Source organism: Gillisella vitis (assembly GCF_001541345.2).
Lineage (GTDB): Bacteria > Pseudomonadota > Alphaproteobacteria > Rhizobiales > Rhizobiaceae > Allorhizobium > Allorhizobium vitis.
The window spans coordinates 946,494-960,757 of sequence record NZ_LMVL02000003.1 but is presented as its reverse complement, the minus strand read 5'-3'; the positions used below and the strand labels follow the sequence as shown (position 1 = coordinate 960,757).

Annotated in this window: 10 protein-coding genes; 9 read left to right on the top strand and 1 reads right to left on the bottom strand. The window is 61.1% G+C overall.

The window, feature by feature from the left end; genetic code table 11:
* The 3 genes from cobW to cobO are packed head-to-tail and all read left to right on the top strand — an operon-like array spanning position 1 to position 5,486.
* Positions 1-1,074, top strand: coding sequence for a cobalamin biosynthesis protein CobW (gene cobW / locus ASB66_RS14610; RefSeq protein WP_060716766.1), 1,074 nt, complete (start codon positions 1-3; stop codon positions 1,072-1,074).
* A gap of 3 nt (positions 1,075-1,077) precedes the next feature.
* Positions 1,078-4,845 (top strand): cobaltochelatase subunit CobN, encoded by a 3,768-nt coding sequence (cobN, locus tag ASB66_RS14605; protein ID WP_060716765.1) that lies wholly within the window; start codon positions 1,078-1,080, stop codon positions 4,843-4,845.
* Positions 4,842-5,486, top strand: coding sequence for a cob(I)yrinic acid a,c-diamide adenosyltransferase (gene cobO / locus ASB66_RS14600; protein ID WP_060716764.1), 645 nt, complete (start codon positions 4,842-4,844; stop codon positions 5,484-5,486). The genes cobN and cobO overlap by 4 nt, the downstream gene beginning before the upstream one ends.
* Before the next feature lie 30 nt (positions 5,487-5,516).
* Here the strand turns inward: cobO and ASB66_RS14595 are convergent, their stop codons facing one another.
* Positions 5,517-6,302, bottom strand: a complete 786-nt coding sequence (locus tag ASB66_RS14595) for a TSUP family transporter (protein WP_060716763.1) — start codon at positions 6,300-6,302, stop codon at positions 5,517-5,519.
* Positions 6,303-6,637: 335 nt separating this feature from the next.
* Here ASB66_RS14595 and ASB66_RS14585 point away from each other — a divergent pair, with 335 nt between their 5' ends.
* From ASB66_RS14585 to cobM, 6 genes are all read left to right on the top strand, one after another.
* Complete coding sequence (locus ASB66_RS14585) at positions 6,638-7,972, top strand: sirohydrochlorin chelatase (RefSeq protein ID WP_060716761.1); 1,335 nt, start codon at positions 6,638-6,640, stop codon at positions 7,970-7,972.
* 1,028 nt (positions 7,973-9,000) lie between these two features.
* Positions 9,001-9,624 (top strand): precorrin-8X methylmutase, encoded by a 624-nt coding sequence (locus tag ASB66_RS14580; protein ID WP_060716799.1) that lies wholly within the window; start codon positions 9,001-9,003, stop codon positions 9,622-9,624.
* Positions 9,617-10,843 carry a precorrin-6y C5,15-methyltransferase (decarboxylating) subunit CbiE gene (gene cbiE, locus ASB66_RS14575; RefSeq protein WP_114386625.1) on the top strand — a complete coding sequence of 409 codons (1,227 nt, stop codon included), beginning with the start codon at positions 9,617-9,619 and terminating at the stop codon, positions 10,841-10,843. Before ASB66_RS14580 ends, cbiE begins: the two co-directional genes overlap by 8 nt.
* On the top strand, positions 10,840-11,574 hold the full coding sequence (gene cobI, locus ASB66_RS14570) for a precorrin-2 C(20)-methyltransferase (RefSeq protein ID WP_060716759.1): 735 nt from the start codon (positions 10,840-10,842) through the stop codon (positions 11,572-11,574). Before cbiE ends, cobI begins: the two co-directional genes overlap by 4 nt.
* Before the next feature lie 80 nt (positions 11,575-11,654).
* Positions 11,655-13,448, top strand: coding sequence for a precorrin-3B C(17)-methyltransferase (cobJ, locus tag ASB66_RS14565; protein ID WP_060716798.1), 1,794 nt, complete (start codon positions 11,655-11,657; stop codon positions 13,446-13,448).
* 1 nt (position 13,449) lies between these two features.
* On the top strand, positions 13,450-14,241 hold the full coding sequence (cobM, locus tag ASB66_RS14560) for a precorrin-4 C(11)-methyltransferase (RefSeq protein ID WP_060716758.1): 792 nt from the start codon (positions 13,450-13,452) through the stop codon (positions 14,239-14,241).
* Positions 14,242-14,264 lie beyond the last annotated feature (23 nt).

Here is a 14,264-nt window from a genome sequence, read left to right as displayed (position 1 = left end):
ATGTTGCAAAAGAAAATTCCCGTCACTGTTATCACCGGCTTTCTCGGTGCGGGCAAGACGACGATCATCCGCAATATGCTGATGAATGCGGGCGGCAAGAAAATCGCGCTTGTTATCAACGAGTTCGGCGATCTGGGTGTCGATGGCGAAGTGCTGAAAGGCTGCGGCGCCGAGACCTGCACTGAGGACGACATTATCGAACTGACCAATGGTTGCATCTGCTGCACTGTTGCCGATGATTTCGTGCCGACCATGCAAAAGCTTCTGGCACGGGATGTCTTGCCCGACCATATTGTGATCGAAACCTCCGGCCTTGCTTTGCCCCAGCCGCTGGTGGCCGCCTTCAACTGGCCAGATATCCGCACCCGGGTCACCGTGGACGGCGTGGTGACCGTAGTCGATAGCGCCGCTGTCGCCGCTGGCCGGTTTGCTGACGACCACGACCGGATCGATGCCCAGCGCGCCGCCGATGACAGTCTCGACCACGAAAGCCCGATTGAGGAACTGTTCGAGGATCAGCTAACCTGCGCTGACCTGATCGTGCTCAACAAGACTGATCTGCTCGATGCCGATGGACTTGCCAAAGTGCGAGCCGATGTGACGGCCCGGATGAGCCGCAAACCGACCCTGATCGAGGCGAAGAATGGCGATGTGCCGGTTATGGTGCTGCTTGGCATTGGTGCGGGTTCGGAGGCCGATATCGACAATCGCAAGTCCCATCACGAGTTGGAGCATGAGGCGCTGCATGCGAGCGGCGAGGCGCATGACCATCACCACGATCACGATGAATTCGACAGTTTTGTCGTCGATCTGCCGCAGGTGCGCGAGCCGGACCGTTTTGTCGATGGCTTGAAGACCGTGATCGAAGCGCATGACGTGCTGCGGCTGAAAGGTTTTGTTGATGTGCCCGGCAAGCCGATGCGGCTGGTGGTGCAGGCAGTCGGCAGCCGCATTGATCAATATTATGACCGACCCTGGGCGTCGGGCGAGCAGCGGGCGACGCGGCTGGTGGTAATCGGCCTGCATGATCTCGACCAATCGGCGATTGCCGATGCCATCCGGGCGGCAGCGTAAGCCATGCATCTTCTGCTTGCTCAGCAAGGCTCGATCAGCGATGGGGATGACGCGATAGACCTTGGCCAGACGCCGGGGGATATCCTGTTTCTATCCGCCGCCGATACCGAACTGTCCGCCATCGCGGCGGCGCTGGCGCGGCAATCCGAGACCGCGACATGGCGGCTGGCCAGCCTGATGGCGCTGAAACATCCGATGTCGGTCGATACCTATATCGAGCGCACCGCCCGCCATGCAAAACTGATCGTTGTCAGGGCGCTGGGTGGGGCCAGCTATTTTCATTATGCGCTGGAAGCGCTCCACGCCTGCGCCCGCCGCCATGCGATCAAAATTGCCGTCCTGCCCGGCGACGACAAGCCGGATGCCGGGCTGGAAGCCTTTTCGAATCTGGATGCCTCGGATCTGTCGGCGCTTTGGGCCTATCTGATTGAGGGCGGCGATAGCAATGCCAGCCATTTCCTGTCCTATGCGCAGGCGCTGCTGACCAATGCACCCAAACCGCAAGAGGCTTTGCCGCTGCTGAAGGCCGGGCTGTGGTGGCCGGGGCGAGGGGCGATCGATGTCCAGGCATGGCAGGCGCTTGCAGGCGAAGGGCCGATTGCCGCCCTCTGCTTTTATCGCGCCCTCGTCCAAAGCGGAGAGACCGCGCCGGTCGAGGCGATGATTGAGGCGTTGCAAGCAAAAGGCCTGCGGCCCTTGCCGGTCTTTGTCGCCAGCTTGAAAGATGCCGTCTGCGTTGAGACGCTGCGGATGATTTTTAACCAGGCCGCACCAGATGTGGTGGTCAACACGACAGGTTTTGCCGTTTCTGTTCCGGGTGCCGATGCGCCCTCGACCGTGCTAGACGAGCAGGGCGCTGTCGTGTTGCAAGCGCTGTTTTCCTCGTCGCCACGCTCTGTGTGGGACGCATCGATGCAAGGGCTGAGCGCCCGTGATCTCGCCATGAATGTTGCGCTGCCGGAGGTGGACGGGCGGGTGCTGACCCGCGCGGTTTCCTTCAAATCCGCTGCCCGCTACGATGCGCGGGTGGAAACCACCCTGGTCAGTCATGCCCCGGACCCGGGCCGCATGGCGTTCGTCGCCAGCCTGGCCGCCAATTGGGCGCGGCTGAGGCATACACCTGCGCCTGAACGGCAGGTCGCCCTGATCATGGCCAATTATCCCAACCGCGATGGACGCCTGGGCAATGGCGTCGGGCTGGATACCCCTGCCGCCAGCCTTGAGGTGTTGAAGGCCCTGAAGGCCGAAGGCTATGACACCGGCATGCTGCCCGCCGACTCTGATGCGCTGATGACGAGGCTGATGGCCGGTGTCACCAATGCGGCGGTGAAGGGTAGGGTGATCCGCGAGACCCTGCCGCTTGCCGATTATCAGCGGTTTTTCGGGAGCCTGCCTGACAAAATCAGGCAGGAGATCAGTGACAGATGGGGAGAGCCGCAGGCCGATCCGTTTTTTGCTGGAGACAGTTTTGCGCTGCCGCTGCTGCGGTTCGGCAAGGTGATGGTCGGTATCCAGCCAGCGCGGGGCTATAATATCGATCCGAAGGACAGCTATCATTCGCCGGATCTGGTGCCGCCGCACGGCTATTTTGCGTTCTATGCTTTTCTGCGCCAGACATTTGGCGTTCACGCCATCATCCATATGGGCAAGCATGGCAATCTGGAATGGCTGCCGGGCAAGGCGCTGGCGCTGAGTGAGAGCTGTTATCCCGAAGCGGTGCTGGGTCCGGTGCCGCATCTCTATCCCTTTATCGTCAACGATCCCGGCGAAGGCACGCAGGCCAAGCGCCGGGCCAGCGCCGTGATTATCGATCACCTGACCCCGCCGCTGACCAGGGCGGAAAGCTACGGTCCGCTGAAGGATCTGGAAGCGCTGGTCGATGAATATTACCAGGCGATGGGCGGTGATCCGCGCCGGGTTACCCTGTTGAAAACCCAGATCCTCGATCTGGTCGCCGATATCGGTCTGGATGAGGACGCGGGCATTGCCGGGGGCGAGGCGGAAGAGGTCAAGCTGACCAAGCTTGACGCCTATCTCTGCGACCTCAAGGAAATGCAGATCCGCGACGGCCTGCATATTTTCGGGCAGGCACCGGAAGGCCGGTTGCTGACCGATCTGGTTGTGGCCTTGGCGCGGGTGCCGCGTGCACAAGGCAAAGGCCGCGATGCCAGTCTGCACCGCGCGATTGCTGCGGATGCGCTGTCCGGGTGGGCCGATTTTGATCCTCTGGACTGTGTGTTCTCCGATATCTGGGACGGGCCGCAACCCGACCTTCTGAGAAACGTCACACTAGCCCCCTGGCGCACCAAGGGCGATACGGTCGAGCGGATCGAACTGCTGGCGTCAGACATGGTGTCGGGCAGGCTTGCCTGCCCCGAAGACTGGCAAAACACCCGCGCTGTTCTCGATGAGGTTGAAGCCCGGCTGAAGCCGAGCGTGGTTAAATCCGGCCCAGCGGAAATTGCCGGGCTGCTCAAAGGACTGTCTGGCCGCTTCGTCGCTCCCGGCCCGTCCGGTGCGCCGACACGCGGTCGGCCGGATGTGTTGCCGACCGGCCGTAATTTCTACTCCGTCGATAGCCGCGCTGTGCCGACACCCGCCGCTTACCAACTCGGCCAGAAATCCGCCGAACTGCTGGTTGCCCGCTATGTGCAGGACCATGGCGAATGGCCGGTATCGTTTGGCATTACCGCCTGGGGGACCAGCAATATGCGCACGGGCGGCGATGATATTGCCCAGGCGCTGGCGCTGATCGGCGTCAAGCCGCTTTGGGACAACGCCTCGCGCCGGGTGACGGGCTATGAAATCATTCCCCAGGCGATACTGGGTCGCCCGCGTGTCGATGTGACGCTGCGGATCTCAGGGTTTTTCCGCGATGCTTTTCCTGAGCAGATCGCCTTGTTCGACAAGGCGGTGCGGGCGGTTGGCGCCCTGGATGAGGATGCGGCGGATAATCCGATTGCGGCGCGTATCAGGGCCGAAACAGTCTTGTTCCAGCAACAGGGGCTGGACGAAAAGACCGCCAGCCGCCGGGCGGGTTACCGGGTATTCGGGTCGAAACCCGGCGCTTACGGAGCGGGCCTGCAAGCCTTGATCGATGAAAAGGGCTGGGAGCGCCGGGCCGATCTGGCCGAGGCCTATCTGGTCTGGGGCGCTTACGCTTACGGCGCGGGCGAAGAAGGCAAGGCCGAGCGCGGCCTGTTCGAAGAGCGCTTGCAGGGCGTGCAGGCCGTGGTGCAAAACCAGGACAATCGCGAACATGATCTGCTGGATAGCGACGATTACTATCAGTTCGAGGGCGGCATGACGGCAGCGGTCGAGCAGCTTTCGGGACGCAGGCCAACCGTCTACCACAACGACCATTCCCGACCGGAAAAGCCTGTCATCCGCACGCTGGAGGAAGAGATTGGCCGGGTGGTGCGCGCCCGCGTCGTCAATCCGAAATGGATCGAAGGCGTGATGCGGCATGGCTATAAGGGCGCGTTCGAAATCGCCGCGACGGTGGATTATCTGTTTGCCTTTGCCGCCACCACCGGTGCCGTGCGCCAGCCGCATTTCGAAGCCGTCTACCGGGCTTTTATTGGCGATGACCGGGTGCGGGCCTTCATGGCGGATAAAAACCCGGCAGCGCTGAAGGACATGTCGCAGCGGCTGTTGGAAGCCATCGAGCGTGGCCTCTGGACGCCGCGCAGCAATTCGGCGAGATATCATCTGTCCCAGATTTCTGATGCCCAGATTTTACAGACGATCCAATTGGAGAATGCCCTATGACCGAAACCGTCGATAGCGGAGCCGTTGCAGCAGCATCGGACGATCTTGCCCGCCACGCTGAGAAAATGGCGAAGAAAAAGGCGGCGCGCGACAAGATCATGGCGACCAAGACCGGCGAAAAGGGCCTGGTCATCGTCCATACCGGCAAGGGCAAGGGTAAGTCCTCGGCAGCCTTCGGGATGATTTTCCGCCATATTGCCCATGGCAAGAAATGCGCGGTGGTGCAATTCATCAAGGGGGCGATGTCAACCGGCGAACGCGATCTGATCCTGCGGCATTTTTCCGACCTCTGCGCCTTCCACACCATGGGCGAAGGCTTTACCTGGGAAACCCAGGACAAGGCGCGCGACATGGCCATGGCCAGAGCCGCCTGGGACAAGGCCAAAGAACTGATCCGCGATCCCGCCAACAGCATGGTGCTGCTCGATGAAATCAATATCGCTATCCGCTACGATTATATTGACCTCAGCGAAGTCGTCGCCTTCCTGTCGGAAGAAAAGCCACCCATGACCCATGTCGTTTTGACGGGCCGCAATGCCAAGGATGAGCTGATCGAGATTGCCGATCTGGTGACGGAAATGGAGCTGGTCAAACACCCGTTCCGCTCCGGCATCAAGGCGCAGCTGGGTGTGGAATTCTGAACATCGTGCAATGTAATTCGCCTTGATGTCTTAAATCCCCATCCAGACCCGCACCGGATTGGTCGGGTCCAGCAGCAGCTTTATCGCCAGCCCGATGCAGGTGACGATCAGCAGCGGCTTGATGATTTTGGCACCGCTTTTCATTGCCAGTTTTGAGCCGGTCTGGGCGCCGAGAAACTGACCGATGCCCATGACAATGCCGATTTTCCACAAAACCACGCCGTTGAACACGAAGACCAGGAAAGCGCCGACATTGGAGCCGAAATTCAAGAGTTTGGTGTGGGCGGTGGCCTTCAACATGCCGAAACCGGCGAGCGAAACGAAAGCCAGCATCAGGAAGGAGCCGGTGCCGGGGCCGAACACGCCGTCATAAATGGCGATTAGCGGGGCGAGTGTCAGGCCGAACAGGAAAGGCGTCATCCGCTGGTGGCTATCGACGTCTGAGATGTTCGGCTTCAGGGCGAAATAGGCGGCAATCGCCACCAGCAGAAACGGCATCAGCGCTTTCAGCACATCGCCCGGCACATAGGTCGCGATGACAGCGCCAATCGCGCCACCCAGCACCGACATGGCGGCCATCGGCAATTGTTTCTTCAGGTTGACATGGCCCTTGCGGCTATAGGCGATAGTGGCCGAGGCCGAGCCGAACATGCCCTGCAATTTATTGGTTCCCAGCGTTTCCAGCGGCGGAATACCGGCAATCAGCATGGCTGGAATGGTAATGAGGCCACCACCACCGGCAATCGCATCGACAAAACCTGCAATAAAGGCGGCAAAAAACAGGAAGATCAGGGCTTGTAAGGCAATATCGGTCATGGGAAATCCGGAGAAGAGTTGAATATCAAGCCTCTTACTGCATTCCCTGCCAAACGGTAATCAGGTTGAGAGGAAAATTTTCAGTGAGAATGATTTTGGCCGTGGGCGGATCGTCTTCGGCTGAAATTGCGGTTTGACCCGGAACCGGGCCTTCGCTATTCCTGCCCGCCAAGATGTGCGACGGCGCCTGTTCGACAGGCTGGAATCGTCCGGTGCGGCTGACCCAATCAGGGGGCCAATTCCGGAGCTGTCCCAAAGGCCATAGGAGATGCCGGAAAAACCGGCAGCTCCGGCGCTTCGTACATAAAACGAAACGAAGCAGGGAGCCTTTTGTCATGGCAGAAAAACTCGGAATCATGGTCTGTGGACATGGCAGCCGCAACCAGAATGCGGCGCGGGAATTCGCTGTCATCGCCGAAGGGCTGAAGGCGCGCAATCCCGACCTTCCCGTCGAATACGGCTACCTGGAATTCTGCAATCCGGTGATCTCGGCGGGCCTCGACACCTTGCGGGAAAAGGGCGTCACCCGGGTTCTGGCCGTGCCGGGCATGTTGTTTGCCGCAGGCCATGCCAAGAACGATATTCCCTCGGTGCTGAATACCTATCAGGCGCAAAACCCCGGCATGGTGATCAACTATGGGCGTGAGCTTGGCATCGACCTGAAGATGATCCGCGCTGCCGGTGACCGCATCCAGGCTGCCGTGGACGAGGCGAATGGGCAACTGGGATTTGTCGATAAGCATGACACGCTGTTGATGGTGGTCGGGCGCGGCTCTTCCGATCCCGATGCCAATTCCAACGCCACGAAGGTGATGCGGATGCTGTGGGAAGGCATGGGCTTCGGCTGGGGCGAAACCTGTTATTCCGGCGTGACCTTTCCGTTGGTGGAACCGGGCCTGACCCATGCCGCCAAGCTGGGCTATAAGCGCATCATCGTCTTCCCCTATTTCCTGTTTACCGGCGTGCTGGTGAAGAGGATCTACAGCTATACCGATGAGGTGGCGGCCCGTTATCCGGACATCCAGTTCGTCAAGGCCAGCTATCTCAATGATCATCCGCTGGTGCTGGATGCCTTTCAGGATCGGGTGCGCGAAATCCTCGAAGGGGCGGCGGTGATGAACTGCCAGATGTGCAAATACCGCGAACAGGTTTTAGGCTTTGAGGCCGATATCGGCCAGCCGCAGGAAAGCCACCACCACCATGTCGAGGGCATTGGCGGCGGGCTGGAAGACTGTCCGTGCAAGGGCGATTGCGACGCCTCCTGCCGCGATCAGGCGTTCTGTCTCAAGCATGGTCTGCCGTGGACGCCGGTGCATAGCCATGCCGATCCAGCTCCGCTGCAACCGGCTTTCGACTATGGTGCTTCCACGACGCTTGGCGGCAAATACGGACATTTGCTGAATGCCAGCCCCGATGCCGGGCTGGAAGCGGTGATGAATGCGCCGTCCAGCGGCAAGGCGCATGTCCACGAACACGGGCCGGATTGCGGCTGTGGTCATGATCATAGCCACGACCATCATGGGCATGGCCACGCGCATGGAAAGCATGATCACACACACGACCACGGGCATGACCACCATCACGATCATGGACACGCCCACAGCCACACCCATGCGCCTTATCCCCATGCGGATCATCCGCTCGGGCCGAAATCCATGAAGAAGACCTGATGGCCTTGTTCGACCGCATCTTGATCGTGGACTGGTCCGGCGCAGCCAAACCGGTGACGGGCAAGAACTCCATCTGGGCCTGCCTTGTCGATTGCGGCGAGGTGGGAGCAGAGATCGTTTGGCTGGAAAACTTCCCCACCCGTGCCGCCTTCATGGCACGGTTTGAGGATGTGGTCAGCGATGCGCTGGCGGCGGGCAAGCGCCTGCTGGCCGGTTTCGATTTCGCCTTCGGTTATCCCACGGGTACGGCGGCGCGGGTGACGGGTGAGCCGGGTTGGCAAGGCCTGTGGCGCGCCATTGCCCGTGAGATTGAAGACGGCGCTGATAATGCCAATAACCGTTTCACACTGGCTGCGCGCTGGAACCGGGACTATTTTGCGCAGGAGCCGCGCTTCTGGGGCAGGCCACAGACGCTGGATCTTGACGGTCTGCCAGCAACAAAACCCGCGGCACCCACCAGCGCGCCTTTTACCATGCGGCTTGCGGAGCGCCATGCGCGCGGCGCAAAATCCGTCTGGCAATTGGCCTATGCCGGGTCGGTCGGCAGCCAGAGCCTGCTGGGTATTGCCCGATTGAGTACCTTTCTCGACGGGCATCCGAACCGTGACAAGATTGCGGTCTGGCCGTTTGAGACTGGCTTTACGGCTGGAGATGCGGAAAAACCAGGCGGTGCCTTTTATCGACTCGATGCCCAGCCGGTTTTTTCCAGCGGCGGCCATCATGTCGTTTTGGCGGAAATTTACCCCTCGCTGTTTTCGCTGGGGGATCATGAGAATGAAGTGAAGGATGCAGCCCAGGTACGCCGGGTGGCTTTAGCCTTTGCCGGTTTCGATGCGGCTGGGATGTTGGGGAGGCTGTTTGAACGGCCCCGCATGCTCTCGGATGAGGAGATTGACGTGACGACGCAGGAAGAGGGCTGGGTGCTGGGCATTGGCCATGAAGATCTGGCCGCAACAGTTGCGGAGCTTCCGTTAGGTGAGCCGGATGACGCAACGGAAGACGTCAAGCAGAGTCCGACCCTCGACTATATCCGCCAACCTGCCGAGATTTACCGTCAGTCCTTCGAGATCATCCGGCGCGAGGCTAATCTTGACCGGTTTCCTGTCGCCATGCAGCCGCTGGTGATCCGCTTGATCCATGCCTGCGGCATGATCGATCTGGCTGACGATATCGTGTTTTCGCAGGGTGCCTTCGAGGCAGGGGCTGCGGCACTTGCCGCCGGTGCGCCAATTCTCTGCGACGCCGAAATGGTTCGGTACGGCATTATCCGCAGTCTTCTGCCAGCGGAAAACGAAGTGGTCTGCATGATCAATGATGTCAGGGTGCGGCCACTGGCCGCCTGGGCAGGCAATACCCGCTCGGCAGCGCAGGTCAATCTTTGGGCTGGCCAGCTGGAAGGCGCTGTCGTTGCCATCGGCAATGCACCAACGGCGCTGTTTCGCCTCCTGGAACTGCTGGATCAAGGTGCACCGAAGCCGGCATTGATCCTCGGTCTGCCGGTTGGCTTTGTCGGGGCCGCGGAAAGCAAGGCGGAACTTGCCGCCAACAGCCGGGGCGTGCCGTTCATTGCCGTTCAAGGCCGGCGAGGTGGTTCCGCCATGGCATCGGCTGCGGTCAATGCGCTGGCGGGAGGGCTGGGTGCCAATGACTGAGGCAACCAGCGATCCGTGGCTGACCATTATCGGCATCGGCGATGGCGGTCTCGCCAGCCTGACGCCGCAGCAGCTTGCCCATCTCAGCGAAGCGCAGGTGCTGGTGCTGGGTGAGCGGTTGGAACATGCGGTGGCCGATGCCATTCCCCATGTGCGGCGCATCCTCACCTGGGGTGCTGGTTTTCGGGAAACACTGGATCAGCTCCTGGCATTGCGCGGCAAGCCGGTCGTGGTGGTAGCAACCGGCGATCCCATGCATTTCGGCATAGGTGCTACGCTTCGGCGCTATGTGCAGCCAGAGGAAATGCGGGTCCTGCCCAGCCCCTCGGCCTTTTCGCTTGCCGCCGCCCGGCTTGGCTGGCCCTTACAAAACGTCGCGCAGATTTCCCTGCATGGCCGCCCATTGTCCTACCTCAACCGGCATGTGCTGCCGGGTGCGCGTATCCTCGCCCTGACCTCCAATGCCGAAACGGTTTTTGAGGCCGCCGACCTGCTGGTGCGGCGCGGCTTTGGGGCCTCCATGCTGCATGTGCTGGAACATATGGGCGGCGCGCTGGAACGCATCCTGCATGTCACCGCGCGAGACTTACTGGCGCAGCCGCCGGGAATTGCCGATTTCAACACGCTGGCCGTGGATTGCGCCGGTGCCGGAGTGCTGTTGTCGCCGGTGCCGGGCCTGCCGGACGATGCCTTCCGCCACGATGGGCAATTGACCAAGCGTGAGGTAAGGGCGGCAACGCTTGCCCATCTGGCACCGTTTCCCAACGCTTTGCTCTGGGATGTCGGTGCCGGTTGCGGCTCCATCGCCATCGAATGGCTGCGCGCCGGCATGGGCACCCGTGCTATCGCCATCGAGCCTAAGCCCGAGCGGCTGGCGATGATGCGCGATAATGCCGAGGTGCTTGGCGTGCCGGATCTGGAGATCGTCGAGGCCGAAGCACCGGCGGGATTGTTGAAGCTTGATCCGCCGGATGTGATTTTCATCGGCGGAGGCATCACCACCGAAGGTCTGTTCGAGGCCTGCTGGCAGGCGCTGAGGCCCGGCGGGCGGCTGGTCGCCAATGCCGTGACGCTGGAAGGTGAGGCACAGCTTGTAACGTTGCGCGGCCTGCATGGCGGTGAGATGAGCCGGATTTCCGTGTCGCGCGCAGCACCCGTCGGTCGGTTCTGTGGTTGGAAATCGCTGATGCCGGTGACAACATGGAGTGTTTCCAAATGACGGGTAAACTCTATGGTCTGGGCCTTGGCCCCGGCGACCCGGAACTGATGACCTTGAAGGCGCATCGCATTCTGACCTCCGTTTCAGTGATCGCCTATCCGGCACCCGATACCGGCCCAAGCTTTGCCCGCCAGATTGCCGCGCCCTATCTGCGGGCCGACCAGCTGGAAGTGCCAATGATCGTGCCGATGCGGGTGGAGCGCTATCCGGCTCAGGAAATTTATGACGCTGCCGCTGTGACCCTGTCGCACTATCTGGATGCCGGTTCGGATGTGGCGGTGCTGTGTGAGGGAGATCCGTTTTTCTACGGCTCGTTCATGTATCTGTTCGAGCGGCTGGCGCATCGCTATCCGACCGAAGTCATTCCCGGTGTCTCGTCGATGATGGCCGCCGCCGCTGCCTATGGCCGACCGTTGGCGGCCCGCAACGATGTGCTGACCGTGCTTCCAGGCCCGCTGGAGGATGATGTCCTGCGCAGCCGGATCGAAAGCGCCTCTGCCGTCGCCATCATCAAATTGGGGCGGCATTTCCCCCGCATCCGGGCGCTGATCCACGCCATGGCCCTGACCGCCAATGCCGGTTATGTCGAGCGGGTGTCGCTGCAAAGCGAGCGCCTGCTGCCGCTGGGCGATGTCGCCGAGGACGTTGCCCCGTATTTCTCGATGATCCTGATTTACAAGGGAGCTGAGGGCTGGGCGCTTGGCGCGGCTCCGCAAACGGAAAGACTTTGATGACGACGCCTCAAAAAAACGGCCCTGAAAAAACTGGCTCTGAAAAAAACGACAATACAAAACCCGCTATTGTCATTCTGATGCCAACGGCGCTGGCCTTGGCGCGGCGCATTGCCGAGGCTGTTGGTGGCGACGTTCATGCCGCGGCCTCCCGTGTGGAAGGGGCAGATCAGACCTTTGACGATGTCAAAAGCCATGTCCGGGCGTTGTTTTCTGCTGGCCGCCCGATCCTTGCCATCATGGCGTCGGGTGCCTTGATCCGGCTGCTGGCGCCATTGCTCACCGATAAGCAGTCCGAACCGCCGGTGCTGTGCGTGTCCGAGGATGGCGCCTCCATCGTGCCGCTGCTGGGCGGCCACCACGGCGCCAATGACATGGCGAGGTCGCTAGCTGAGGCTCTGGATGCCCATGCTGCGATTACCACGACGGGCGATCTGCGGTTCGGTGTGGCGCTGGATGCACCGCCTGAGGGCTATGTGCTGGCCAATCCCGAACAGGCCAAGACGGTCATGGCCGAACTGGTGGCCGGGGCAAGCGTCCGGCTGGTTGGCAATGCCGATTGGCTGACGGCTTCACGCCTTGCTTTTCACGACGAGGGCAAGGTGACCTTGACCGTTACCGACCAGCGCCGGACGGCGGGGCCGCTGGAACTGGTCTATCACCCGAAAACCCTGGTGCTGGGCATGGGCTGCGAGCGCCATGCATCGGTCGAAGAGGCGATTGCGCTGGCGCAGCAGGCATTGGATATATCGGGTCTTGCCGCGCAAAGCCTTGCCGCCGTTGCCTCTATCGACGTCAAGGCCGATGAGGCGGCAATCCATGCGGTGGCCAAGCATTTCGGTGTCGCCGCCCGGTTCTTTCCCGCCGAGCGGTTGGAACAGGAACGCCCCCGTCTGCAAAATCCGTCGGATGTGGTGTTTGCCGAAGTCGGTTGCCACGGCGTGGCGGAGGGCGCGGCGCTGGCGGTGGCTGGTTCGGACGGTGCGCTGGTTCTGCCCAAGATCAAATCGAAAGGCGTCACCGCCGCTCTGGGCCGCAGCGCCCAGCCCATCAACATCAAGGAAACAAGCCTTGGCCGCGCCCGCGGAACCTTGTTCGTGGTTGGCATCGGGCCGGGGTCTGACGGTTGGCGCTCGCCGGAAGTCTCGCGCATGGTGGCGGCTTCGAGCGATCTTGTTGGCTACTCGCTTTATCTCGACCTGCTGGGATCGCTTGCCGAGGGCAAGACCCGGCATGATTTCGACCTTGGCAAGGAAGAAGCCCGTGTGGTCCATGCGATGGAACTGGCGGGCGAGGGCAAGACGGTGGCGCTGGTCTGTTCCGGCGATGCCGGTATTTATGCCATGGCAACGCTGGTGTTCGAGCTTTTGGACAAGGGCGGAATTTCCGCGGGCGCGCAGCGGATCGAGGTACAGGTTTCGCCCGGCATTTCCGCGCTTCAGGCTGCCGCTGCCCGGATTGGCGCGCCGCTTGGCCATGATTTCTGCACCATTTCTCTGTCGGACCTGTTGACGCCCTGGGAGCATATCCAGCGCCGGGTCAAGGCGGCGGGCGAGGGCGATTTCGTCATCGCTTTCTACAATCCGGTGTCGATGAAGCGGCGCACGCAGCTGGCCTATGCCCGCGATCAACTCCTCACCTATCGCCCGGCCGATACGCCGGTCATTCTCGCCACCAATCTTGGCCGTCCCGGCGAGACGGTGCGGGTCGTGCCACTGGTTGGCTTGAATGTCGATGATGTCGATATGCTGACAGTGGTCATCGTTGGTTCGTCGGAAAGCCGCACCGTTAAAACCGGCGACGGCAAGACCTGGGTTTATACGCCGCGCGGCTATTCCGGCAAGGCGGGTACGGCGATGCAGAAGGACGCATGACATGACGGTTTATTTCATTGGTGCCGGTCCAGGCGCACCCGACCTGATTACCGTGCGGGGCTTGAGGCTGATTGAGCGCTGCCCGGTCTGCCTTTATGCCGGATCGCTGGTGCCGGAGGAAATCGTCAAGGCCGCACCTGTTGATGCGCTGGTCAAGGATACCGCGCCGATGCATCTGGACGAGATCATCACCGAGATCCAGGCGGCCCATGCACGAGGCCAGGATGTGGCGCGGGTGCATTCCGGCGATCCTGCCATCTATGGGGCGATTGCTGAACAGATGCGCAGGCTGGACGCCCTTGATATTCCCTATGACGTGGTGCCGGGCGTACCCGCCTTTGCGGCGGCTGCTGCAAGGCTGAAGACCGAACTGACCCTGCCGGAAGTGGCACAGACTGTGATCATCACCCGCACGGAAATGAAGGCATCGTCGATGCCGGAATTCGAGACGCTGGAAATCCTCGGAAAATCCCGCGCCACGCTGGCCATTCATCTGTCGATCCGCAATCTCAACCATATCCGTGAGACCCTGACGCCTTATTATGGCGAGGATTGCCCTGTGGTGATCGCCTACCGGGCCACATGGCCGGACGAATTGTTCATCCGCACCACGCTGAAGGACATGGCTGAGGAGGTGCGCAAGGCGAAGATTACCCGAACGGCGCTGGTCATGGTCGGTAAAGTATTCGGCGATGTCGCCTTCCGCGATAGCGATCTCTACAATTCTGATTTTTCCCATGTGCTGCGCAATGTGGGCAAGAAGGGTGTATCCAAGAAAAACCAGGCCGTCTGACGCCAACAGTGGTTGCGGGATGG

Bases quoted from the DNA above. Each gene is read 5' to 3' on its own strand.
- cobO (WP_060716764.1), top strand. From the start codon at position 4,842: ATGACCGAAACCGTCGATAGCGGAGCCGTTGCAGCAGCATCGGACGAT.
- ASB66_RS14595 (WP_060716763.1), bottom strand. From the start codon at position 6,302: ATGACCGATATTGCCTTACAAGCCCTGATCTTCCTGTTTTTTGCCGCC.
- cobN (WP_060716765.1), top strand. From the start codon at position 1,078: ATGCATCTTCTGCTTGCTCAGCAAGGCTCGATCAGCGATGGGGATGAC.
- cbiE (WP_114386625.1), top strand. From the start codon at position 9,617: ATGACTGAGGCAACCAGCGATCCGTGGCTGACCATTATCGGCATCGGC.
- cobJ (WP_060716798.1), top strand. From the start codon at position 11,655: ATGCCAACGGCGCTGGCCTTGGCGCGGCGCATTGCCGAGGCTGTTGGT.
- ASB66_RS14585 (WP_060716761.1), top strand. From the start codon at position 6,638: ATGGCAGAAAAACTCGGAATCATGGTCTGTGGACATGGCAGCCGCAAC.
- cobW (WP_060716766.1), top strand. From the start codon at position 1: ATGTTGCAAAAGAAAATTCCCGTCACTGTTATCACCGGCTTTCTCGGT.
- cobM (WP_060716758.1), top strand. From the start codon at position 13,450: ATGACGGTTTATTTCATTGGTGCCGGTCCAGGCGCACCCGACCTGATT.
- cobI (WP_060716759.1), top strand. From the start codon at position 10,840: ATGACGGGTAAACTCTATGGTCTGGGCCTTGGCCCCGGCGACCCGGAA.